A 24,283-nucleotide genomic window follows, 5' to 3' on the forward strand; every position below is an offset into this window, starting at 1 on the left:
CGTTTACTGAATCTGAGATTTAACAGACTCGATTTTTGAGGTGATGTTGTTTTTTATCCAGACTCCATCCCACCATTCCACAGGATTGACGAATACATTGTGAAGCATCATGGAAAAATGCAGATGATCGCCTCCGGCAAGCCCGGTCAGGCCGGTGCGGCCAATAATATCATCCTTTTTAACCCTGTCGCCTCTGGCCACATTCATCTGGCTTAAATGGGCATAAAGGCTGGCAAGACCAAGCCCGTGGTCAATGATGACGGTATTGCCGAAAATGCCGACATTTTCCGCCATGATGACCCGTCCATTGTTGGCCGCACCCACCGGCGCATTGGATGTGGAGGCAAGGTCAATACCTAAATGGGTGGAATGGCTGATGACCTTTCCATTGTATTTATAGGTGCGTTTATCGGCAAACCGGGCCCGGTTGGCAGCCCCGGAAAGACGGCCAAAACATCCTTCCCACATCAATTCGGCACGGGTGTCCGAAGGCACGTTAAGTACGGTTTCCACATTCTGCCGGCGAAGGGTTTCGTTAATATATAAAAATTTTGCCAGCAAAGGATTCTGTTCCGTCAAAAACTGCGCTTCCTTGGGCCCCAGGTCAAAATCAGGCATTTTGAATTCCAGAAAACCGTCTGAGATGCTCAGGGTGTCGGGCCTGAAGTTCTTATCTTTAATATAGTGATAAAATCCGCGTTTGGTCTCATTTCCGGCCGGATCCCGGGCTTCCACGACAATGCGGGTATCAGGCCCCTGGGTATGATCCAGGGCAAACAGGGCTGTGACCACCATGGGGTTATCAAACACACCGGAATATCCGGGAAAGAAATGTTCTCCCACCCTGACACCGCTTTGAATATTTTCTTCATCAAGTTTGTAAATCACAAGGCCGACACCGCCCTTGGACACATTATGCTGGGAGGTCAGGACCTGGAGCCGGGGCGGCACCGTATCAATGATCACCGGCCGCTCTTCATAAAAACGGTTGCCTTTGGCCCATTTATGCCAGGCATAATCCGTTGCAACAATCCGGATAACGGCCTGGCCGTCGCTCATCCCGTATTGACGCGTTTCAACGGGAATGGCAAAGGTATCTGACAGGATTTTATTCTCACTGAACAAAGAAAAAATGGAAGAAGATGGATAAGATTTGTCCAAAAGAACTTTTTCGTTATCTTTCTGCACCAGGGAAACGGTTACATGACGCAAACCAGTTCCTTTATCCGTTGCGGTCATGTTTATTTCATAGGATTGTTTCAGATACGGGGAGGGCAGACTGAGATCGGCTTTGGGGACATCTCCCTCATATTTACAAAACAAAACCCATCCCACAGGCACGACAATTGCCAGAAATATAATCAGAAACAGCGCTTTTTTCATCAAACAACCTTATTTTTCAAGAAGTTATGCAACTACATGTAAAATTAACTTAAGATATCAGCAAACGCTTTTCTTATCAAGGAGTTTTCCCTGCCCTGATCCACCTTGACATTTACCCGGACGAATAATAATTAGGTCTATCATCATTTTTTTCTTTTTTTAAGGATAGGCCGTATGACAAACTTTTTTTTTGACCTGACCCGGAACAACCCGAATCTTTTTTTTCTAATTGCCGGCCCCTGTGTTATAGAGGATTTAGACACAAGCCTTGGCATTGCAAAACATCTGAAACAGGTCACCAGCGCCCTAGGTATTCCTTATGTTTTCAAAGCCTCCTATGACAAGGCCAACCGCACTTCCATCCAGTCATTCAGGGGTCCTGGCCCCGAACGTGGTCTTGACATCTTAAAACAGATTAAAACCGAACTGAACATCCCGGTCATCTCTGATATCCACCTGCCTGGCCAGGCGGCACACGCGGCACAAGTGATAGATATCATCCAGATCCCGGCATTTTTATGCCGCCAGACAGACCTGATTTTAGCCGCCTGCAGGACAGGCAAACCCGTGAACATCAAAAAAGGCCAGTTTCTTGCACCGGGTGATTGCCGGAATATTGTTGAAAAAGCCAGATCCACAGGAAACCGGGACATTGCCATTACGGAACGCGGCACCTGTTTCGGGTATAACAATCTTGTGGTGGATTTCAGATCCATACAGATTTTACGGGAATTGGGCATGCCTGTGATTTTTGATGCCACCCACAGTGTTCAGCTTCCCGGCGGCAGCGGCAATGCATCGGCCGGGGAAAGACAGTTTGTCGCCCCCCTTGCCAGGGCTGCAGTGGCCTGCGGGGCCCACGGCCTGTTCATGGAAACCCACCCTGATCCGGACAACGCCCTGTGCGACGGGCCGAACTCCATCCCCCTGGATCAGATGGAAAATCTTTTAACCCATCTGGTCAATATCAGAAAAGCTGCAGGACAGGCCCTATGACAACACGATTGGCAGATATCCGGCTGCTGCTGTTAGATGTGGACGGGGTGCTCACGGACGGCACCATTACCTATACAGACACAGGCGAGCAGATCAAAAGCTTTAATGCCAAAGACGGCCTTGGCATCCGTCTGCTCATGGAGGCAGGTATTCATGTCGGGATTGTCACGGCAAGAATCTCCGGTGCCCTGCGCCACCGGTGCGACAATCTGGGCATCACCCTGGTCTTTGACGGGGCCAGGGACAAGGCCAAAGTATTGGCGTCCATATCAGAAAGTACACAAATCAGAACCGCACATATTGCTTTCATGGGTGATGACCTGATTGACCTGCCGGCCATGACCCGGGCCGGATTTGCCTTTGCTGTGGCCGACGCCCCTGACGAGGTTAAGGACCGGGCGGATATGATTACGGATCTGCCCGGGGGAAAAGGAGCGGTCCGCCAGGCCTGTGAGGCCATCCTCAAAGCCAAGGGCCTTTGGGAAACCTCGGTTTCAAGGTTTCTGTCATGAGCAGCGCCGGCAAAAAGAACCTGATACTGCCCCTGGCTCTGCTTTTAGGCCTCATTATTGCGGGGTTAGGTGCGTATTATTACATCAACCACCTGCTCACCACCCCCATAAAACTTGAAAATATTGAGGTGGATGATAAAGCGGCGCTCAAACTCAACATCCTTGAGCAGATTTCCAAAAAAAACGGCATCACCGAATGGAAGCTCAAAGCATCCAGTGCCACCCTGCTCAAAGACCGGAACACGGCTGTGCTCAAAGACGTTGACATTGTTTTTTACACAAAACAGAACACACAAGTCCTTCTCACCGCAGCCCGGGGAGAGCTCGACACCAAGACCCATGACATGATCTTTTCAGGCAATTTCATGGTACGGTATCAGCACTACACCCTGACAAGTGAAACATTGCATTATGCCAAAAAACCGCATATAATACGCTCCGATTCAAGGGTTACAGTTAATGACGGGAACTCCGTAATAAAAGCAGACCGCATGGAGATCCGGCTAAACCAGGATCTGATCATCTTAGAAGGACACGTAAAAGGACAGTTTAGTGAAAATAGTCAAAATTCCAATATGCTATAATATCGCTTCGGCTTCATTGCTGATACTGCTGCTTTTTTTTACACAGGTGTCCTTTGCAGCCCAGGAGAAAAAAGATATTGGTAAGGGACAGCCACCGGCTGACCTGAAAATCACTTCGGATAAAATGGTCGCCAGCAAAGACCAGTCCATGGTGGAATTCATGGGCAAGGTCAAAGCGGTTCGGGCAGACAGCGTGCTTTTAGCTGATTCGGTCAAGGTGTTTTTCCATACCTCAGAAACAAAAAAGAAAGGCCAGTCAAACATCAGGCGGATTCTTGCCGCAGGGCATGTGGAATATACACAAGGGGATCGAAAAGCATTCTCGGATCAGGCAGATTATGACACCGCAGATGAGATACTGGTGCTGACCGGAGAACAAGCCCGCCTGCTGACGGGAAAAAGCTGGATCACCGGCAAAAAGATTACCCTGTTTAGGGCCCAGGACCGGGTGGTTGTGGAAAGTACAGGAGAGACCAGGGTCGAGGCATTTTTCGATGCCCAGGACCAGGGCCGGTCCATGGATACCCCCTGATATGGATACCCCCTGATATGGATAAGCCCTGAATTGAATTTTTTAAACTAAAGACAGAACAGATGAGCCGACTGGTACTGGAAAATCTTGTAAAGACCTATGGCGGTAAAACCGTGGTGGACCAGGTCAGCCTGACCGTGGACCAGGGACGGGTGACAGGACTTCTAGGGCCCAACGGTGCCGGAAAGACCACCACCTTTTATATGACCGTGGGCATGATCCGGCCGGAAAAAGGCAGGGTCCATCTTGACGGGGAGGATATAACCCAATATCCCATGTATATCAGGGCCAGGAAAGGCATTGGTTACCTGCCCCAGGAAACCTCTATATTTAAAAAACTGACTGTCCGGGAAAATATAACGGCTGTTCTGGAAGTCATTGACAAAGAAGTCACGGATATCAACCAGAAAGCCGAAAATCTCATGGAAGAACTTGGGATACTGGCCTTGGCCGGACAAAAGGCTGCGTCCCTGTCCGGTGGAGAGAAGCGCAGGCTGGAAATTTCAAGGGTGCTTGCAACAGACCCTCTATTTATTTTGCTGGACGAACCCTTTGCCGGCATTGATCCTCTGGCGGTCATCGACATCCAGCAGATCATATCCCAGCTTACGGACAAAGGCATCGGCATATTGATTTCAGACCACAATGTCAGGGAAACATTAGGCGTATGCGACACGGCTTATATCATGAGCCAGGGTGTGGTTATGGAATCAGGACCGCCGGAAAAAATTATTTCAAGCAAAGTAGCTAAACGCATTTACCTGGGAGACAACTTCAGACTTTAATCATGGAACTTGGATTACAACAAAGCCTGGCACTAACCCAGCAGCTGGTGATGACCCCCCAGCTCCAGCAGGCCATTAAACTGCTTCAGCTGTCCCGGCTTGAACTTGCCGAAATGATCGAGCAGGAAATGGAGCAAAATCCCGCCCTTGAAGAAGTCGTCGTTGATGAAGCCTCTGACAAATCCATCACGGCCCAGGAAGCCGAAATCCGGGAAACGGAAAATGATGCACCTGTCAAGGAAGTCACCATTGAAGAGCGGGTTCGCTCGGACACGGATTGGGAAAATTATATCAATGAATACAACTCCACCGGCAGAATGCACATGGAGTCTGAAAACAGTGAAGCCCCCAATTACGAGGCATTCACGTCTGAGAAACAAACCCTTGAAGCGCATTTGAAATGGCAGCTGATGCTTTCGGATCTTACAGCCCAGGAGGAAGCCATCGGCAACATCATCATCGGCAACCTGAACCGGGACGGATATTTATGCGCCGATGTGGAAGAACTGGCCCTGGCAGCCCAGGCCGACATCCAAACCGTTGAGGATGTGCTGGCTGTGCTTCAGACCTTTGACCCCCCAGGGGTGTGCGCCAGAGACCTGTGCGAGACACTTCTCATCCAGGTCCGGCAGCTTGGCATTAAAAACGACATCATCATCCGGATCATTACGGATCATTTAAAAAATCTTGAAAACAGGAACAGTAAAAAAATTGCCAAGGCCCTTAAAATTTCCGTTGAAGATGTACGGGCCGCAGTAAAAATCATCCAGTTTCTTGAACCCAAGCCCGGCAGGAAATTTGCCACCGATGAATCCGCTTACATCACCCCGGATATTTATGTTTACAAAGTCGGAGATGATTTCAAAATTGTGATGAACGATGACGGTCTTCCCAAATTAAGAATTTCAAGATTCTACAGGGAGGCTGTGGCCACCGGCAAAAAAATTCCCAAGGAGACCAAGACCTATCTCAATGAAAAGATGCAGTCCGCCTCCTGGCTGATAAAATCCATTCATCAACGCCAGAAGACCATTTACCTGGTCATGGAAAGCATCATAAAATTTCAAAGGGAATTTTTTGAAAAGGGCATTGCCCATCTTCGGCCTTTAATTTTAAAAGACATTGCCGAAGATATTGAGATGCATGAATCCACGATCAGCCGGGTCACCACCAACAAATATGCATACACCCCCCAGGGACTGTTTGAACTGAAATATTTTTTCAACAGCTCCATAGAACGGGTTGACGGGCCTAACATGGCATCGGCCAGCGTTAAGGAGAGAATAAAACAACTCATTGACAATGAAGATCCCAACGCGCCCCTGAGTGATGATAAAATCGCCGAAATTCTAAAGGAATCAGACATTCAGATTGCCCGGCGCACCGTGGCAAAATACAGAAAGGTGCTCAATATTCTGCCATCCAACAAACGCAAACAATTATAAAGGGAGTAATCATCTATGCAGGTCACCATCACGTTCAAAAAGATAGAGGCATCCGATTCCCTGAAATCCTATGTGAATAAAAAGCTTAAACGGTTTGAGAAGATGCTGGACGGCCCGGCCGAGGCCAGCGTGGTCCTGAGCGTTGAAAAGATAAGACATATTGCCGAAATCACCTTGACCAGCGGGGCGCTTAACATCCATGCAAAGGAAGCGTCCGAAAGCATGTATGCCACCATTGACATCCTGGCAGATAAAGTCAAAAGCCAGATCACAAAACATAAGGAAAAAATCAAAAAACACATGTCAGGCAATAAAGCAAGCCTGGCAGATACCCAGGAGTTCAGCATTGATGAACCGCGGCCCGGGGACACCAGTGACATCGTCGAAGAACCCCTTGATACAAAGCCCATGGACATTGAGGATGCGGTGATTGAGCTGGAATCGGGCAAAAAATCTTTTTATGTGTTTATTAATGCCCGCACAGAACAGGTCAATGTGATTTATAAACATAATAACGGGAAACTGGGACTGATCGCCCCCCAAGGATAGTCGAAACCAATGAAAATCAGTGACATTCTAAAGCTGGACGCCGTTATCTCAGATATGGAAGCCAGGAACAAACCAGAGGTTATCAAAGAACTGTCTGGTGCTGTTGCACCGGTGGCCGGAACCCAAGCCCAAGATGTTGCAGCAGTCCTTCTGGAACGGGAAAAGTTAGGATCCACAGGCATCGGCGGCGGCATCGCCATTCCCCACGGCAAGCTGGATACAGTGAAAACCATTGCTGTGGGGTTTGGGCGCAGCATCAAAGGCGTTGATTTTGATTCTCTGGATAACCGGCCGGTCCATCTTTTCTTTCTGCTTTTAACGCCTGAGCATTCCACAGGGGGACACTTAAAGGTTCTTGCCCAGATTTCCAAGCTGCTGAAAATGCATCAGTTTAAAGAACGCCTTTTATCGGCAGGTTCAGCAGAACAGATTCATCAGATCATTCTGGAGAATGACGAAGACTTTTAACCATGGAACATCTTAAGGTTTATATCATCACAGGGATTTCAGGTTCCGGGAAGACAACCGTTGCCCAGGCATTTGAAGATGCAGCCTTTTACTGCATTGACAACATGCCCATGGAACTTGTTCCCAAGGTGCTCGAACTGCCGCTGGGGGAGAATGCCAAGGTCAAGGGTGCGGCCTTTGTGATGGATATGCGGTCAAAAACCTTTATACAAACATTTGTTTCAGGCGTCTCTGCGCTAGAAGAGATGGGGGTTTCTCCGGTCATTATTTTTCTTGAAGCAGATACCCAAACCTTGGTTAAACGGTTCAGTCAGACCCGCCGGCACCACCCCCTGGATAATGGAAAAAACCTTTTGGACAGCATCAAGGCTGAAAAACAGGGCATGGCCGCCATCCGCAAACTGGCCCACCAGATCATTGACACCTCTAATTTCAATGTGCATCAGCTTAAAGCTAAAATACTGGGTCTTGTGTCCAAGGATACAGGTTTCGAAAACTTCATGAAACTGAATATCATGTCCTTTGGCTACAAATACGGAATCCCGGTGGATGCGGACATTATGGTGGACCTGCGGTTTCTGGCCAATCCCTATTTTGTGCCCGAACTTAAAGCCCATAACGGAGAGTCCGATGCGGTAAAAGCCTTTGTTCTGGAAAATCCGGAGACAAAAACCTTTTTAAAAAAATATAACGATCTTATTGACTATCTCATTCCTCTATATAAAAAAGAGAATAAGGCATATTTAACACTTGCACTGGGTTGTACCGGTGGCCGTCACAGAAGTGTCGCCATTGCCCGGGCCGTATTTGAACGGCTGATAAAAAAGGGCCTGAATCCAAGCTTGCGGCACAGAGACATTGACAGAGACACCAAGGAAATATGACAGGCAAACTATGACAGGAATTTTAATTGTAACCCATGCGAATCTGGGGGCAACATTGATTGAAACCCTGGAATTTATTCTGGGGGCCAAGCAGGAAAAACTTGAATCCATATCCATAGACATCAAACAGGACCCGAAAAGTTTACGAAATAAAATCAAAAAAGGGATCAAAAATGTTTATTGCGAAAATGGGGTTATTATTTTAACCGACATGTTCGGGGGTACACCTTCAAACCTGGCCTATGCCTTTCTTGAAGAAGGAAAGGTGGAGGTGATTTCAGGCGTCAACCTGCCCATTGTTCTCAAAGCGGTGACAAGCCGGGAGAAGATGGGAATCAAAGCCTTGACTGCAGCCCTGATTGAACACGGGAAAAAGAGCATTTCCCTTGCCAGCGACATCCTGAAAGGGACCAGCCGGTCCTTGTCCTAACCTGTGCCGTGCCCGTTTCCCTTTTGGGCATGGACAAGCATTTTCATTTTTATAAGGAGGCTTAAAATGACTGTAAAAATAGGAATTAACGGATTTGGCAGGATCGGGCGCATGGTCTTTCGGGCTGCCCTGGAAAATGATGCAATTGAAATTGCGGCCATCAATGATCTGACAGACACCGAAACCATTGCCCATCTGCTCACATATGACTCTGTCCACGGGCGTCTGCCCAACGAGGTAAGCCATGGAGAAGGGTTCATTACCGTGGATGGGAAACAGATCTGGGTAACCGCGTTAAAGGATCCTGCCCAGATTGCCTGGGCCGAAGCCGGTGTGGACATTGTCCTGGAATGCACCGGCCTTTTCAGAAACCGGGAAACCGCAGGCAAGCACCTTGAAGGCGGGGCCAAAAAAGTCATTATTTCAGCGCCTGCCAAGGATCCGGATGTTACCATTGTCATGGGCGTAAACCATGAAGATTACGATCCCGGCAATCACCATATTCTGTCCAATGCCTCCTGCACCACCAACTGCCTGGCACCCGTGGCCAAGGTGCTGCTGGAAAATTTCGGTATTGTATGCGGGCTTATGACCACGATCCACTCCTACACAGGGGACCAGCGCCTGCTTGATTTCCCCCACAAGGACCTGCGCCGGGCAAGGGCAGCCGCGCTGTCCATGATTCCCACCACCACGGGTGCCGCCAAAGCGGTTTCCCTGGTATTGCCCGAGCTTGAAGGCAAACTCAACGGCCTTGCCGTACGGGTTCCCACACCCAATGTATCCCTTGTGGATCTGGTGATCACCACCGAAAAAAAGAATCTGACCAAGGAGATAATCAACCAGGCCCTTAAAAAGGCATCTGAAACCAGTCTGAAGGGTTATCTGGGCTATTGCGACAAACCCCTGGTATCCATTGATCACAACTCCTGCCCGCTCTCTTCCATTGTTGATGCCTCCTGTACAGATGTCATCAACGGCGACATGGTAAAAATTTTTTCATGGTACGACAATGAGGCCGGTTACTCACACCGCATGGTTGATCTGGCTGCCATGGTGGGCAACGCCCTTTAAAGGAGGTTAAAAAATGACAAAAACGCCGAAAAGAACGCCATTGATTGCCGGCAACTGGAAAATGTACAAGACCGGCACCCAGGCGGTTGCTGCGGCAAAACAGCTGGCAGACTTAACCAAGGGTGTGGACGGCGTTGATATTATGATTGCACCCACTGCATTGTCCCTGCCCCTGGTGGCAGCAGCCCTGGGCAAAGATTCCCAGGTCCGCCTGGGAGCCCAGAACATTTACCCGGGCACGGAAGGGGCTTTCACCGGGGAGGTGTCCGGGCAGATGATCAAAGATGCAGGCGCCGACTACGTCATTATCGGCCATTCCGAACGCAGGCAATACTTTGGCGAAACCGATGAAAGCGTTGGACACAAAATCCGTGCAGCCCTTGATGCAGGACTTATCCCGGTGATGTGCATCGGAGAAACGGAAAGGCAGCGGGAAGCGGATAAAACCTTTTTTGTCCTTGACAAACAGATATCAGATGGGTTAAAAGGCTTTGATCTTGAGGAACTTGACTCCCTGATTCTGGCCTATGAGCCGGTATGGGCAATTGGAACCGGAAAGACTGCCGGGCCAGAGCAGGTCAAAGAAGTACACGGATTTTTGCGACACCTGCTCAGGGGAAAATATTCCGAAAGCCTGGCTGCAAAGACCCGGATTTTATACGGGGGATCAGTAAAACCCGGCAATATCAAAGACCTGATGCAGCTTGAAGATGTTGATGGTGCCTTGGTTGGCGGCGCGAGCCTGAACCCGGAAGATTTTAATAAAATTATTAGGTTTTAGAGCCTTTTCTATGACAAGCATTTTAATAGCCATACACGTTGCCGTTTGCATCTTTTTGATACTTGTTGTGCTTTTGCAGACCGGTAAAGGCGCAGAAATGGGTGTATCCATGGGCGGTGCAGGCAGCCAGGCTCTTTTCGGCGCAGCCGGTCCCGCAAACATTCTGACCAAGATAACTACGGCCGTGGCCATTATCTTCATGGTTACCTCTCTGACGTTGGCCTATATGTCAGGGCATCAGTCCCAGTCCAGTGTCATGAAGGGCGCTGATAGGCCGGGAGAGCAACAGGAGCCGGCATCCAAGTGAATAAAAACAAGGTTTTTGCCGAAGTGGTGGAATAGGTAGACACGCACGCTTGAGGGGCGTGTGGGGAGACCCGTGGGAGTTCAAATCTCCCCTTCGGCACCATAAACTCAAAGCCGCGGCAAAAATGCTGCGGCTTTTTTTATAGTATTATTATGGACGAAGAAAATAAAAGAAATTGTTACAAGTGCCGGTTTTTCTATGTCACCTGGGAACCGGCCCATCCAAACGGCTGCAGGGCATTGGGGTTTAAAAGCCGCCAACTGCCCAGCATCACAGTATTCCAGTCTTCGGGAAAGCCCTGTGAATATTTTAAGGAAAAAAAGAAATAGGCCCATGAACTTGCGCCTTGAATTTTGGGCAGGCGGGCTTATTATACCTGATTATGACTTATCACAATGATGCCACCGGGCCTGACCCGAAAAAAATTGAAAAAGAGCTTGGGGAATTTTTGAACAAGAAGTTTGGTGGAAATGTTAAAATTCTGACGCCTTCCATCCAGCCCCAACAGGAAATAATCACCGGCGCAACACCTCCGTCGGGCAAAAAAAAGCTGATTGATTTCAACATCAAGCCTTCGGAACTGATCAGCTACCTTGACCAGTATGTTGTCCGGCAGGACAAGGCCAAATCTGTTCTTTCCACAAAGATCTGCACCCATTTCAACCGCATCCGTCACCAGGAAACCATGATCACGGAACCGTTTAAGATCACGGGTAATATTAAAAGCAATATCCTGCTGCTCGGTCCCACAGGTATTGGCAAAACCTACCTGATCAAGCTCATCGCCAAAAAGATCGGGGTGCCCTTTGTCAAAGCAGATGCCACCAAATTTTCCGAAACCGGCTATGTGGGCGGGGATGTGGAGGATCTGATCCGGGACCTGGTTAAAGAAGCCAAAGATGACATTGAACTTGCGGAGTGCGGCATCGTTTATATCGATGAAGTTGACAAGATTGCTGCCAGCCCCAATGTCATAGGCGCCCAGATTTCAAGGACAGGGGTTCAGCGGGCCCTGCTCAAACCCATGGAAGAGACCGACGTGGATTTAAAGGTTCCCCACGATCCCGTATCCATGATGCAGGAACTTGAAGCCTTTCAAAGAACCGGGAAACGCTCGGCCAGGCGGGTGAATACGGCCAATATCCTGTTTATCCTGTCAGGCGCGTTTTCAGGACTGACAGATGTGGTGAAAAAACGATTGAGCAAACAGGCCATCGGGTTCGGTGCATCCCTCAGTCATGCCAGGAACGACAATGAGCTTTTAAAGGAAACCCGGTCCGAGGATTTGGTGGGGTATGGCTTTGAGTCCGAATTCATCGGCAGGGTCCCGGTGCGCTGTGTGCTGGATGAACTGACCCAAAAAGATCTGTACGACATCCTGAAAATGCCCAACAATCCGGTAATTTTAAGCAAACGCCTTGATTTTAAATCATACGGGATTGATGTGGTATTCACCGACGAGGCCCTGGAGGCGCTGGCATCAAGGGCGCACAAGGAAAATACCGGGGCCCGGGGGCTTGTGTCCGTGGTTGAAGAAGCCATGCTCATTTTTGAAGAGAAACTGCCTTCCGAATCCGTCCGGCAGTTTGCCATCACCCAACAGCTACTGACCACGCCCGGGCAGGTTTTAAACGATCTGATCCAGGGCAATGACAAGGAAAGATACGAGGCTGAATACCACAACGCCCTGTCCCTTTTTTCCGATTACATCTGTGAATATGTAAAAAAGAACTGGAAAATATTTTCCATCCGTCACGGGTTGACCTTAACCCAGATTCGCACAAAAATGGTGGCCCAGTATTATACGGCCCATGTCATGGAAATTGAAGACGCGGTTAAACAGGTCAAAAAATTCTATGACAACGTAAAAGAGATGGAGCTGGAAATCTCCAAAAACTATGATTTAAATGTCGTGTTTGAAGAAGATGCAGCCGATTTTTTCATCCAGCAGTTCATCGAGCATAACGCCACCACGGATGAAATTCTTTCAAAACTCTACACGGATTTTTTTGACGGCCTTAACCTGATTCGGGAAAAAACAGGGAAAGCCAGGTTTTTCCTGTCTAAGAATGCATTAGTCGACCACGAAACCTTTCTCAACGAGCTTATCAGAAAAGAGATAAAATGATCGGAATTTCAAAACTTTACTGCGCCACGGTGGAACCCTCGGATACGTTGCGATATTCAAGGCATTCAGGCAAACTGCCCTCTCATCTGCTTCAGTTCTCAAAAGACAAAAAGCCGGTGGTGGTATGGAACATGACCCGGCGGTGCAACCTGAAGTGTGTTCACTGCTATGCCCAGTCTGAAAATATTGTTTATGACAATGAACTGACCCACGAACAAAGTCTTGCCATGATGGATGACCTGGCAAAATTCGGGGTGCCGGTGCTGCTGTTTTCCGGCGGAGAACCATTGATGCACCCGCGCCTTGTGGAATATGCCCGGTATGCTGTGTCCAAAGGCATGCGGGCCGTCATCTCCACCAACGGCACCCTGATCACCAGGGAGAAGGCAAAGCAGCTCAAAGAGGTGGGATTGTCTTATGTAGGCATCAGCCTGGACGGACTTGAAGCCACCCATGACATGTTCCGGGGCGTTCCCGGGGCGTATCAAAAGGCGTTGCAGGCCGTTGACAACTGCCAGGAAGCGGGCATTAAGGTGGGGCTTCGTTTTACCATCAATAAAAGAAACGTAAAGGACATCCCTGGAATTTTTGATCTGCTGGAAGAAAAAAACATCCCCAGGGCCTGTTTCTACCATTTGGTTTACTCAGGCCGGGGTCAGGAAATCGCTAAAGAAGATTTAAGCCACGAAGAGACCCGCAAGGTGCTTGATCTGATCATGGACCGCACCAGGGATCTGCATGACCGCAACAAACCCAAGGAGATCCTCACCGTGGACAACCATGCAGACGGCCCCTACCTGTACCAGCGTCTGCTCAAGGAAGATGCCGAACGGGCCGCCGAAGTGCTCGAACTGCTTGAGATGAACGAGGGCAACAACTCAGGCCGGGGCATCGGCTGCATCTCCTGGGATGGTGAAGTCCATCCGGACCAGTTCTGGCGGGAAATCAGTTTCGGTAACATCAAGGCCAGGCCCTTCAGCGAAATCTGGACAGATCCTGAAAACGAATTTTTGATGAAAATGAAAGAGAAGAAAAAACACGTCAAAGGCCGGTGTTCAGAGTGCCGGTGGCTGGATATCTGTGCCGGCAATTTCAGGGCCAGGGCCGAGTCCGTTGCCAATGACCCCTGGGATTCGGATCCGGCCTGCTATCTTACGGATGAAGAGATCAAAAAGGAGAATGTATAATGCTGTTTCCCGACTACAGGGGCAGACGCCTGCGGGCCACGGAAAATTTCAGACGGATGATCAGGGAAACAAAGCTTTCCAGGGATGATCTGATTCTTCCCTTGTTTGCGGTGGAAGGCAAATCCGTAAAAAAACCCATCAATTCCATGCCCGGACAATTCCAGCTCTCCATCGACCACATTGTCACCACGGCAAAACAGGCCAAAGATGCAGGCATCCCGGGCATCATGCTGTTCGGGATTCCCGATAAAAAAGATTGCCTTGCCACCCAGGCCTATGCCCATGACGGTATTGTTCAAAAGGCGGTGGCAGCCGTCAAGGAACAGGTACCGGACCTTACCGTGATCACCGATGTCTGCCTGTGTGAATACACGGACCACGGCCACTGCGGCATGGTCATGGATGACGGCACCATTGACAATGATTCCTCCCTGGATCTGATTGCAAAAACAGCCCTGTCCCATGTGCAGGCAGGCGCTGACATGGTGGCCCCTTCCGACATGATGGACGGCCGCGTGGCTGAAATCAGAGGCACTCTGGATGACGAGGGGTTTTCCCATGTGCCCATCATGTCCTATGCAGTGAAATATGCATCCGCCTTTTACGGCCCCTTCAGGGAAGCCGCGGAATCCGCACCCAAATTCGGGAACCGCAAAACCTACCAGATGGATCCGGCCAACTCCCTTGAAGCCATCAGGGAAGCCACCATGGACATTGAGGAAGGCGCGGACATCATCATGGTAAAACCGGCGCTCTCCTATCTGGATATCATTTTCAGGGTCAGGGAAGAGATTGATCTGCCTGTGGCCGCATATAGCGTGTCCGGGGAATACGCCATCATCAAGGCGGCTGAAATGATGGGATGGGTAGACGGCAAAGCCATGATCATGGAAGCCCTGTTATCCATCAAGCGGGCCGGGGCAGACATCATCATGACTTACTCAGCCATTGATGTGGCCAGGGAGTTGAACAGCTGATGGCGCATCCCCACAAAACACATCCCCCGGGACATGGGGCCCCCCAGGCTGCAGGTAAAAACAATACCCTGCGCCTTGTGGCCTGGGAGACAACCCGCCGGTGCAACCTGACCTGCAAACATTGCCGGGCTGCGGCCGAAGACCATGTATACACGGATGAACTCACCACAGAAGAGTCCTTCAGACTCCTTGACCAGATCAGAGAGGTGGGACAACCCATCATCATTCTCACCGGCGGCGAACCGCTGCTCCGGGAGGATATATTTGATATTGCTGCCTATGGGGACAAAATCGGCCTTCGCATGGTCATGGCGCCCAACGGCACCCTGCTTAATGAAGACAATGTGGCACGCCTTATTAAAAGCGGCATCAAACGCATTTCCGTGAGTATAGACGGATCAACCGCGGCCTCCCATGACGCGTTCAGGGGCCTTGACGGGGCCTTTGACAGGGCCGTAAGCGGCATAAAAACCGCAAAAGCGGCTGGGCTGGAATTTCAGATCAATACCGTGATCACCAAAACCAATCTGGACGAAATACCTGCCATCCTTGCCCTGGCTGAATCCTTAGGGGCCGCGGCCCACCACATTTTCCTTCTGGTTCCCACGGGCCGGGGCAAATACATCGTGGATACGGCCATTGACGCAAAGGAGTATGAAGAAACCCTGAACTGGTTTTACGACCAGCGGGACAAAACCGCTTTGCAGCTTAAAGCCACCTGTGCCCCCCACTATTACCGGATCTTGCGCCAGCGCGCCAAGGCTGACGGCAAAAAAGTCAGTTTTGAAACCCATGGCCTTGATGCAGTCACCCGGGGCTGTCTTGCAGGGACCGGATTCTGCTTTATCTCCCATGTGGGCCGGGTCCAGACCTGCGGGTTTTTAGACGTCACCTGCGGAGACATAAAAGAACACCATTTTAAAGATGTGTGGGAAAATTCAGAGGTGTTTAACAAATTGCGGGACTTCAACAATCTTGAACCCAAGTGCGGAATCTGCGAATACAAACAGGTGTGCGGCGGATGCCGGGCCAGGGCATACGAGGCCACCGGCAATTACCTGGCCCAGGAACCTTTATGCACATACCAGCCGGCCCGGCATAAAAAATGAATTTAAGCGATTCATAGCCTTTGCCGGGGGGCGGCAGTTGTTACATGATCAAGTTGCCAGGTTAACTTGGTTGCCTCCCTGCTTTTTTCCGATATAAAGCGCTTTATCAGCCCGATCCTGTAATGCCGCCAATGTCTCTGCCGGACGGTATGTCGCAACACCAAGTGATGCTGTCACATCGTTCCTGGGGTCATTGCCATTGTCCCGTATTTTAGGCCAATGGATATTTGATACAATCTTGCGGATTCGCTCTGCCATAAGGCATGCGTCCTCTTCATTGCAATCCGTAAGAATGGAAAATTCATCTCCCCCCCATCGAACCAGTATATCCGTTGGCCTGACAATATCTGCCAGCGATTGTGCAATTGTCTTTAATACATGATCACCATGCAGATGTCCCAAGGTATCGTTGACTTTTTTGAAATGATCCAGATCCAGCAAAATAAAGGAAAACGGCAGATTCAATCGTTCATTTCTGTAAACAAACCGTGTATATTCCTCTTCCAGCTTTCTTCTGTTTGCGCATCCTGTCAACTCATCAGAGACGGCGATTTCTTCCAGGACCTTTTTATACCGGTTTAGAATGAGAAGCATGATTGCAATCACAATGGCAGAAACAATAGAGCCAATGATGATGGTCCGCCATAAATTCAAGCGTGCCTCTTTTAAGGATGCGGATTCGCTCTGCTCTACAAATAACAGCCAGTCCAATTGCTTTATATAACGGGCATTGGCTAATATTTTATCCCCATTGGACCTGTATTCAAAATTGAATGGCTCTTTTAATTTCAACAGGTGGTTAAGCTGGGATTGCCGCAATCCGGTCAATTGGAAAACCGTCATATGCTGAATCAAAGCCCTGTTTTGGTGTACCTGGATCACCCCCTCGCGGTTGGTTAAAAAAACATTGCGGCTGTACCGTTGTTTGTATTCTTTTATGGAGTCGGACACACTATCTACTTTCAATCCCACACCTGTCACACCAAGCAATTTCCCTGTCTTATCTTCCACCCGGTAATTAATGAAAATGGTAAGAATGCCCTGGCTTGCTTCGTTTACATCCACTTCAAAATCGTAATTTTGTTTTAAATTCATGAATCGGTAATACCAGACATCATGGCTGTCTGTCGGACTGATCACCTTATTTACACCTTTGAAATGATAGTATTTAAGGGAATGCGCCGAGACAAAAAAAGTGGAGAAGAAGCCGTACTTTTCTTTGATATCAAATAAATATTTGCGAATTCTATCTTCGTTTTTCTCCCCGTCTATAACCCAGTCCTTAAGAAAGGTATCTGTGGCCATACTGGATGCCACTAACAATGGCCGGGTCAACTCAGCACTGAGGTCCGAATAAATATTATTCATGGTCAACGGCAGATCCTGCTTAATGATCGTTCGGAGAACCGAGGCTTTGGTGACCTGATAATTAACAATGCTAATGACTGCAAAGCCAACAATCAGGACCATAACCAATAACAAGGTAAATTTATAATAAGATCGAATATATTTCATCAGATATGCGTTCTAAATGGTTCGCCTGACTGTCAGCAAGGCCAAACAGCATTTTAGCTCAGATAAAGACGATCAAGAAGATCGAATAGTTTTTCTCTGGCATCTTCAAACGCTTTGAGCTTTTCACGTGCGGCAGTGATATTTTTCTGGTTATAGAGCGAAACAATTTGTTTGGCCGTATCATGTACTGCTTTATGGGGGGCCTTAATATCCTTGAATAACTGTGTTTTTGTGAAATCTCCCTGGGCCGATTCATACCACTTGCCCAGCATACAGTCATGATGCCCGGTCACCTCGTCTGCCTGCATCTTTTTGCGGCCTGCCAGCACAGCTTCGAGATTGATTTTCCAATTCAGATGTGCCGTTTTTACATCCCCGATGTCAAACAGGGCCGGTTCAACTTGGACATGGGTCATGGATTGTGCCATGGCACGCACCAGATCATTTAGTACATGGGAGTATTCCCCCACTTCAATACAGCGGTTGGTAATCTGATCTGTGGTATCCCGGACTTTGATAATGTCGTTAACCACTTCCTGATTGACCTGGGAGGCTTGGGAAATATTGGTGCTGATTTCCTGCATTCCCATTGACGCCTGGGAAATATTGGTGGAAATTTCACTGCTCGCAACCGCCTGCTGTTCAACTGCAGTTGCAACGGTTTCCACCAGACGACTTACCGTGGAAATGGTTTCTGATATGGTACCGATGATCGCCACGACCTGTGAGGTTGTCGATTGAATGCTGCTGATCTGCATTTTGATATCATCGGTGGATTCTCCGGTCTGTTTAGCCAATTCCTTAATTTCATTGGCTACCACAGCAAACCCCTTCCCGGCTTCCCCGGCTCTGGCTGCCTCAATGGTGGCGTTGAGCGCAAGCAGATTGGTTTGACTGGATATATCCTCAATGGCTGTGGTTACTTTGCCAATCTTCTGGGCAGCAAGGCCTAACGCTTCAACACTTTGCGAAGCGCATTTGGCTTTTTCCACAGCCTCGGAACTTGCCTTTCGAACCTGGCTCGTATTCTCAGCAATTTCGTTGATGGTCGAGGTCATTTCCTCCGAGGCGGCCGCAACAACGGAAACATTGGTGTTTGATTCTTCCATGGCAGCAGCCACAGCGTTCATATTAAAACTCATTTCCTCTGCAGCCACAGATACGGTTTCTGTCAATTTGTAAAGCCCCATGGCCCCGTTGGTCAACTGCTCAGACGCGTTATTCATAGCCTTGGAAGTTGCGTCAAGGGTGGAAATATTACCACCGGCCAAGCGGAATATGTTGCTCCAGCCCTGTCTCATTTTTTCAATCAGAGACGTCGCACGGTCTTCTTTATCATCCGGTGAAACAGTTACGCCTGCTTTTAAATCTCCCTTTGATATTGTCTCAATTCTGTTAATAAGATCAGAGGGCGCTTGTCGAGATTTTAAGAAAAAATACAAAGTACTACCAGAGCAGCAAATCAATAAGATCAACAAAAAAATAGTCATGGTTGTAATTGTTCCCTTAAGCTTTAAATGCAATTCGTATTCGATTCAATTTCACCCAGTATTATGCTTATTCAAGACACGATAATACCCGCAATGTCGAATGTCAATTTGATAGGGATCGGAAGACGCTTTTTGCCCCCTTCTCCCCAAAAAACGGTTTATAGTGGTGGAAAATCCGGAACCCCCTGTATCCCCCCCATGGGCCGCAAGCCCACGACGAACAATGAAACGAACGCCACCAACCATGCGGGGCTAAAATGAGCGCAATCTTCATGGCTTGATTTGTGGATGGCAAGGCCGAGGATTGATGTCCAGAAAAGGGTGGCAAGCTCTCCCGGATCATCCTGTTTTGCAGGGTACTCCGGACACCATACCTATTCACAGGCCCTGCTGTTCTTAAAATTCATCATCAGGAATAGATCGTGATTTTCAACACCTTGATGGTATGCGCTTGCCTTGGGCGTGCGGGGCTGATAAACATCAAAATTATGTACTGTTGTTTGTGGCAGGCGGACCCTGCAATCGAAAAAAGACCAGGGGCGACCAAGGCCGTTTACGAGAATGCAATATGGATATCCTGGAATCAAAACTGGTTACGCCCCACCTGGGCAATGTGCTGCAACGGCCGCGGTTGACCCGGAAACTGGAAAACCTTGAAGGAAAGCGACTGATCCTGATCACCGCAGGGGCCGGATACGGTAAAACTACAATGACTGCCCAGGCCCTGGCAGATCCGTCTTCCCGGGACCGGGCCCTGGTCTGGTATCGCCTGGATCAGTTTGACCGGGACATCACCACCTTTACCAGGCACCTGATCCGGGGACTGGAAAAAAATTACCCCGGCATTGAGGATGCGCTTTTCGAAAACGGGTATGGTGCCGGTTTCACAGGTGAGCCCGAGGCCCGGCTCCTGGGACTTGTCAAGGCACTGGAATCAAGAACGGACAAAGAACTTTTCATTGTTCTGGATGATTACCACCTTTTGGGCTTTCCCGAAAAAAATGAAGCCCCCGGCTTTTTGGATATTCATTGGTGCATGGAATTTCTTCTGAAGCGGCTGCCGGGCCATGTCCGGTTTGTCCTCATGTCGCGAACCGATCCGCCCTTAAAGTTATCTAACCTGCGGGTACGGCAGCAGATCCTGGAAATCCATGAATCCGATCTGGTGTTCTCCCCGGATGAGACCGCCGCCCTTTTTTCCCGGATACATAACCAGGTCCCCGAGACAAAACTCTTGTCAGCCCTTTATAATCAGACAGGCGGCTGGGCCGCCGGTCTGATCCTGTTTGGTGCAGCCCTTGAAAAGCAGGGCAGCGCCTTGCCCTGCCCGGGAGCCACGGATCCCTGCATGTCCAAATATCATCTGTTTGATTTCCTGGAAGAAAACCTGTTCGAAACCCAGCCCCCGGACATGCAGGCGTTCATGGCCAGGGTTTCCCTCATGGATACCATGGAAACGACCGTGTGTGATTGCCTTTTCAACCGTAAAGATTCCAAAAACCGTTTTGACCGGATGATGGCTGCACATCTCATGGTGTTCCCCATGGACGAAGATAAAACCGTTTTTCATTACCACCACCTGTTCCGTGATTTTCTTTTAAAAAAGCTTTATCAAACCCATACAGAATCTGAGATCAAACAATTTCACCTGGACATTGCCGGTCTTATGGAGGCCCGGCAAAATGCCATGGCCCTGGTCCATTACATAGAAGCCCAGGCCTATGATGAGGCGGTTCGTTTTATGACGGCCTTTGAACTGGAATTCCTGGTCCAGGGAAAAATCAGGTTTGTCCGGACCTGCCTTGAAAAAATTCCTAAACAGATCATTGCGGCAAACCCCAGCCTGCTGTTCATGGAGGCCAAGCAATACTCCTATTTCGGCCAGCCGGATAAATCCATTGCCTGCCTCACTGCGGCCTGCCGGATCCTCAGGCAGGCCAACCCGGATGCATATGTGGCCAAATGCCTGGTGGACTTGGGGGCCCAATATTATTACACCGGGCATATTCCGGAAGCCAGGGAACTGATGCGCCAGGTCCTGGATGAGGCCAGGGCGGATCCAGTCACCTACATCCTGGCGGTTACGTATTTGTCTTTTTTTTGTGCCGTACTCGGGGACTTATACGATGCACAGACGTATGAGTGCCAGGCCAGGGCTGTTATCGAAAATTTCCCTGAATTTGAAAAAACCGCAGCCCTTGCCGCCATGGATATCTCAAGGGCCTATATCCTTTATATCCGGGGGGATTTCGAGAACGCCATGGAAATAAACCTGAATCTGATTTCCCGGTGCAAGTCGAAAGGGCTGGAAGCGTTTCTGCCCCTGGCCTATTACCATGCATCTGCCACGGATTGCCTGCTGGGAAACTATGAAACCGGATTGGCCTTTGCTCAAAAAGGGATCAGGGCGGCAGAAAAAATCCATTTGCGGGACAGCCAGAACGGCTGGCTTTTTCTTTCACGGGCTGAAAATCATCTGGGCCTGGGACAGCTGGATGCAGCCCGGGCCCATGCAGGCACAGCGTTTAAAATCTTCCGGCAGCCCGGAAACCGCTGGGGCATGGCCAATGCCCTGGACCTTATGGCTAAAATCAGCCTGGCTGCGGACAATATTGCCGAGGCCCGTTCACAGGTCACCCGGGCCTTAAGCATTATCAAGGGATATGGCCTTCCCATGAGTGAGGCCATTATTTCCATCACCCATGCCCGGATACTGGCGGCGTGCAACGCGTTTGAAGATGCCGGGGCCTGTCTGTCCCGGGCCATAAAGCACCTGAGGCCGGCACCCTGGCATCTGTGCTCGGCCTGGCTCCTGGGTGCCCGGTGCTGCCATGCCCTGGGCCAAAAAGAGGCGGCCTGGCGCCATTTTCAAAAAGGGCTTGCCATTGCCAGGAAGAAACAGTTTGACCGGCTTGTACAGGCAGAGGCCGGCGGGCTGGTTCAGGCCATGGCTGAATTCAGGCCCGGGACAATCTTTTCATCCTATCTTGACGCCCTTGGAGCCCGGCCCGAACCTGCCCCGGCCCGGCAGGGGCTGCAAATCCGGGTGCTGGGCCGGTTCCGGGTATCTGTGGAAGGCCGGGAGATTGAACACGGCCAATGGCCAGGTGCCAAACCGCTTATCTTATTTCAATACCTGGCCGTGCATCAGTCCCGGGGATTTATTCCCAAGGATGTGCTGGTGGAGATGCTCTGGCCGGACCAGAACCCGGATAAAACAGGCAAACGCTTCAACACCGCCATGAGCCAGTTGCGCAAACTTCTGGAACCGGATCTGCCGCCGCGTTCTCCATCCGCATATATCCATCGCAAAAATGACCATTACACCCTCTCTTTAGGCCCCGGGGGAAGTCTGGATCTGGCAAAATTCCGGACAATGGCTGAAAAAGCCCTGGGAATGGAAAAAATAAAGCCCAGGGCCGCCTTTGACCTTGGCAGCAAAGCAGAACAGCTTTACACAGGCCCGTTACTTAAGGACGGGCCATACCAGGACTGGTGTATCCGGCTCCGGGATGACACCAGAAATCTTTATTGCAGGCTCTGCCGCATGCTGACCGTGTTGTGCCGGGAGATGAAAGATACGGATTCAGGTATTATGTATGCACAACATTTTCTCAAAGCAGACCCCTTTGATGAATCCATGTACCGGCAACTGATCTGTTTTTTCCTGTCGGGCGGACAATATGGTCTTGCCAATCAAGCGTTTCTGGAGTGCCGGAAAAGAATGGAAGAGATGGAGTGTCCCTTGGGCCCGCAGACCCTGGATTTGATGAAAAATATCCCATAAATTTAATTAAATTTGATATGCACCCTGCCCTGCCGGATAAACGGTCAAAACCGTGGCTTCTTCTATAAAACAAAATTTTCGCCCTGATTTAGACAAAATTTAGACAGCCCCTGTATAGAGATGACAGTTGAACCCTGGTATGAATTTTTTTTGAAAGGAATTATCCATGATTGAACTGGCATTAAAGGGGAACCGGAACTACTGGATATGGATGGGCGGGCTTGTAACCGTCATGGCCATGGGCGGCATGTTTTACCTGGACCAGCTGACCCACGGCCTGATGGTCACAGGCCAGAGCCGGGATGTGTCCTGGGGATTTTATACGGCGCAGATGACCTTTCTGGTGGGAGTGGCGGCCGGCGGCATCATGCTGGTGCTTCCCTATTACCTCCATGATTACAAAACATTCGGCAAAATTACGATCCTGGGGGAATTTCTGGCTGTGGCGTCCATTGTCATGTGCCTGTCATACCTGCTTGTCCACCTGGGACAGCCCATGCGGGCATTGAACATTTTTCTTTATCCCACACCCTGGTCCATGCTTTTCTGGGACGGCAATGTATTGTCCGGTTACCTTTTGCTCAATATCATCATTGGCTGGAAGGTGCTGGAGGCTGAAAAAAACGGGGTGGCCCCTGCAAAATGGATTAAGCCGCTGATCTACCTTTCCATCCCCATGGCAGTGTCCATCCATACCATGACCGCATTTATCTATTGCGGTCTTCCCGGCAGGGGATTCTGGCTTACAGCGATCCTTGCCCCGCGGTTTCTGGCATCTGCCTTTGCCTCGGGCCCTGCCCTGCTCATTCTGCTCAGCCTGGTGATCCGGCAGATCAGTGATTTTGATCCGGGGAAAAAGGCAGTCCAGTCCCTGGCTGTCATCGCTGCCTACGCCCTGGTGGTCAATCTTTTTTTCATGATTTGTGAGGTCTTTGTGGTGTTTTATTCAAATATCCCGTCCCATAAGGCCCATTTTATTTACCTGTATGCCGGGCTTTACGGCAAAACAGGCCTGGTGACCTGGATGTGGTCGTCGGTGGCGCTCATGGTAACGGCGGCATGTATCCTGTTGATGCCCGCCTTAAGGAAAAATGAAATCACCCTGGCTGTTGCCTGTGCGGCCCTGTTTGCAGGCACCTGGATAGATAAGGGGATGGGAATGGTTTCAGGGGGATTTGTGCCTTCACCCCTGCACCATGTCACGGAATACAGTCCAAGCCTTCATGAACTGGCGATTTCCGCCGGGATCACGGCCCTGGGCCTGTTTGTTCTGACCGTACTGTATAAAATAGTTATCAGTGTCAAGGTGTATAATCAAAGCGGCAGAGTCTGATGGTAACCGGGCCCGGCAAGGGCCCGG

At 49.7% G+C, this 24,283-nt stretch carries 22 protein-coding genes and 1 tRNA gene; 20 read left to right on the forward strand and 3 right to left on the reverse strand.

Annotated features, from left to right (window positions below; genetic code table 11):
• Window positions 1–3 precede the first annotated feature (3 nt).
• The gene (locus Q366_RS13265; protein WP_035239754.1) at window positions 4–1,383 is read right to left on the reverse strand and encodes a M23 family metallopeptidase; all 1,380 of its coding nucleotides are present in this window, start codon (window positions 1,381–1,383) and stop codon (window positions 4–6) included.
• 174 nt (window positions 1,384–1,557) lie between these two features.
• On the opposite strand from Q366_RS13265, the gene kdsA reads away from it, so the two are divergent.
• The 18 genes from kdsA to ahbD all read left to right on the forward strand — a co-directional run bounded on the left by kdsA (window position 1,558) and on the right by ahbD (window position 16,131).
• Complete coding sequence (gene kdsA, locus Q366_RS13270) at window positions 1,558–2,379, forward strand: 3-deoxy-8-phosphooctulonate synthase (protein WP_035239755.1); 822 nt, start codon at window positions 1,558–1,560, stop codon at window positions 2,377–2,379.
• Entirely contained in the window at window positions 2,376–2,891 is a 516-nt protein-coding gene (locus Q366_RS13275) for a KdsC family phosphatase (RefSeq protein WP_035239758.1), read from the forward strand. Before kdsA ends, Q366_RS13275 begins: the two co-directional genes overlap by 4 nt.
• A complete protein-coding gene (gene lptC, locus Q366_RS13280; RefSeq protein ID WP_035239760.1) occupies window positions 2,888–3,475 on the forward strand; it encodes an LPS export ABC transporter periplasmic protein LptC in 588 nt (195 codons plus the stop codon). Before Q366_RS13275 ends, lptC begins: the two co-directional genes overlap by 4 nt.
• Window positions 3,444–4,007, forward strand: a complete 564-nt coding sequence (locus Q366_RS13285; protein WP_035239762.1) for an LPS ABC transporter substrate-binding protein LptA — start codon at window positions 3,444–3,446, stop codon at window positions 4,005–4,007. Before lptC ends, Q366_RS13285 begins: the two co-directional genes overlap by 32 nt.
• A gap of 62 nt (window positions 4,008–4,069) precedes the next feature.
• A complete protein-coding gene (gene lptB / locus Q366_RS13290) occupies window positions 4,070–4,792 on the forward strand; it encodes an LPS export ABC transporter ATP-binding protein (RefSeq protein ID WP_035239765.1) in 723 nt (240 codons plus the stop codon).
• Window positions 4,793–4,794: 2 nt separating this feature from the next.
• Window positions 4,795–6,237 (forward strand): RNA polymerase factor sigma-54, encoded by a 1,443-nt coding sequence (gene rpoN, locus Q366_RS13295; protein ID WP_035239767.1) that lies wholly within the window; start codon window positions 4,795–4,797, stop codon window positions 6,235–6,237.
• A 15-nt stretch (window positions 6,238–6,252) separates the two neighbouring features.
• Window positions 6,253–6,786 (forward strand): ribosome hibernation-promoting factor, HPF/YfiA family, encoded by a 534-nt coding sequence (gene hpf, locus Q366_RS13300; RefSeq protein WP_035239769.1) that lies wholly within the window; start codon window positions 6,253–6,255, stop codon window positions 6,784–6,786.
• A gap of 9 nt (window positions 6,787–6,795) precedes the next feature.
• On the forward strand, window positions 6,796–7,254 hold the full coding sequence (locus Q366_RS13305) for a PTS sugar transporter subunit IIA (protein WP_035239772.1): 459 nt from the start codon (window positions 6,796–6,798) through the stop codon (window positions 7,252–7,254).
• Between the two features lie 2 nt (window positions 7,255–7,256).
• Window positions 7,257–8,138 carry an RNase adapter RapZ gene (rapZ, locus tag Q366_RS13310; RefSeq protein WP_035239775.1) on the forward strand — a complete coding sequence of 294 codons (882 nt, stop codon included), beginning with the start codon at window positions 7,257–7,259 and terminating at the stop codon, window positions 8,136–8,138.
• A gap of 10 nt (window positions 8,139–8,148) precedes the next feature.
• Window positions 8,149–8,568, forward strand: a complete 420-nt coding sequence (locus Q366_RS13315; protein WP_035239778.1) for a PTS sugar transporter subunit IIA — start codon at window positions 8,149–8,151, stop codon at window positions 8,566–8,568.
• A 66-nt stretch (window positions 8,569–8,634) separates the two neighbouring features.
• A complete protein-coding gene (gap, locus tag Q366_RS13320) occupies window positions 8,635–9,642 on the forward strand; it encodes a type I glyceraldehyde-3-phosphate dehydrogenase (RefSeq protein ID WP_035239781.1) in 1,008 nt (335 codons plus the stop codon).
• Between the two features lie 13 nt (window positions 9,643–9,655).
• Window positions 9,656–10,423: a triose-phosphate isomerase gene (tpiA, locus tag Q366_RS13325; protein WP_035239783.1), complete on the forward strand. Its 768-nt coding sequence runs from the start codon at window positions 9,656–9,658 to the stop codon at window positions 10,421–10,423.
• Between the two features lie 10 nt (window positions 10,424–10,433).
• Window positions 10,434–10,730 (forward strand): preprotein translocase subunit SecG, encoded by a 297-nt coding sequence (gene secG / locus Q366_RS13330; RefSeq protein WP_035239785.1) that lies wholly within the window; start codon window positions 10,434–10,436, stop codon window positions 10,728–10,730.
• A gap of 17 nt (window positions 10,731–10,747) precedes the next feature.
• Window positions 10,748–10,832 (forward strand) — tRNA-Leu (locus Q366_RS13335).
• Between the two features lie 280 nt (window positions 10,833–11,112).
• Window positions 11,113–12,858 (forward strand): AAA family ATPase, encoded by a 1,746-nt coding sequence (locus tag Q366_RS13345; RefSeq protein ID WP_035239872.1) that lies wholly within the window; start codon window positions 11,113–11,115, stop codon window positions 12,856–12,858.
• Window positions 12,855–14,045, forward strand: coding sequence for a 12,18-didecarboxysiroheme deacetylase (gene ahbC / locus Q366_RS13350; RefSeq protein WP_035239788.1), 1,191 nt, complete (start codon window positions 12,855–12,857; stop codon window positions 14,043–14,045). The genes Q366_RS13345 and ahbC overlap by 4 nt, the downstream gene beginning before the upstream one ends.
• Window positions 14,045–15,022 carry a porphobilinogen synthase gene (gene hemB, locus Q366_RS13355; protein ID WP_035239790.1) on the forward strand — a complete coding sequence of 326 codons (978 nt, stop codon included), beginning with the start codon at window positions 14,045–14,047 and terminating at the stop codon, window positions 15,020–15,022. The genes ahbC and hemB overlap by 1 nt, the downstream gene beginning before the upstream one ends.
• A complete protein-coding gene (gene ahbD, locus Q366_RS13360; RefSeq protein ID WP_035239791.1) occupies window positions 15,022–16,131 on the forward strand; it encodes a heme b synthase in 1,110 nt (369 codons plus the stop codon). Before hemB ends, ahbD begins: the two co-directional genes overlap by 1 nt.
• A gap of 48 nt (window positions 16,132–16,179) precedes the next feature.
• Here ahbD and Q366_RS13365 read toward each other — a convergent pair whose 3' ends face one another.
• Both Q366_RS13365 and Q366_RS13370 read right to left on the reverse strand, forming a co-directional pair.
• Window positions 16,180–17,646 carry a diguanylate cyclase gene (locus tag Q366_RS13365; RefSeq protein ID WP_035239794.1) on the reverse strand — a complete coding sequence of 489 codons (1,467 nt, stop codon included), beginning with the start codon at window positions 17,644–17,646 and terminating at the stop codon, window positions 16,180–16,182.
• A gap of 53 nt (window positions 17,647–17,699) precedes the next feature.
• On the reverse strand, window positions 17,700–18,917 hold the full coding sequence (locus tag Q366_RS13370) for a methyl-accepting chemotaxis protein (protein WP_245619963.1): 1,218 nt from the start codon (window positions 18,915–18,917) through the stop codon (window positions 17,700–17,702).
• A 787-nt stretch (window positions 18,918–19,704) separates the two neighbouring features.
• Here Q366_RS13370 and Q366_RS13375 point away from each other — a divergent pair.
• The gene (locus Q366_RS13375) at window positions 19,705–22,923 is read left to right on the forward strand and encodes an ATP-binding protein (protein WP_169742968.1); all 3,219 of its coding nucleotides are present in this window, start codon (window positions 19,705–19,707) and stop codon (window positions 22,921–22,923) included.
• Window positions 22,924–23,089: 166 nt separating this feature from the next.
• The gene (gene dsrP / locus Q366_RS13380) at window positions 23,090–24,256 is read left to right on the forward strand and encodes a sulfate reduction electron transfer complex DsrMKJOP subunit DsrP (protein ID WP_035239798.1); all 1,167 of its coding nucleotides are present in this window, start codon (window positions 23,090–23,092) and stop codon (window positions 24,254–24,256) included.
• The last annotated feature ends 27 nt before the right edge of the window (window positions 24,257–24,283 follow it).

Source organism: Desulfobacter vibrioformis DSM 8776, assembly GCF_000745975.1.
Classification (GTDB): domain Bacteria; phylum Desulfobacterota; class Desulfobacteria; order Desulfobacterales; family Desulfobacteraceae; genus Desulfobacter; species Desulfobacter vibrioformis.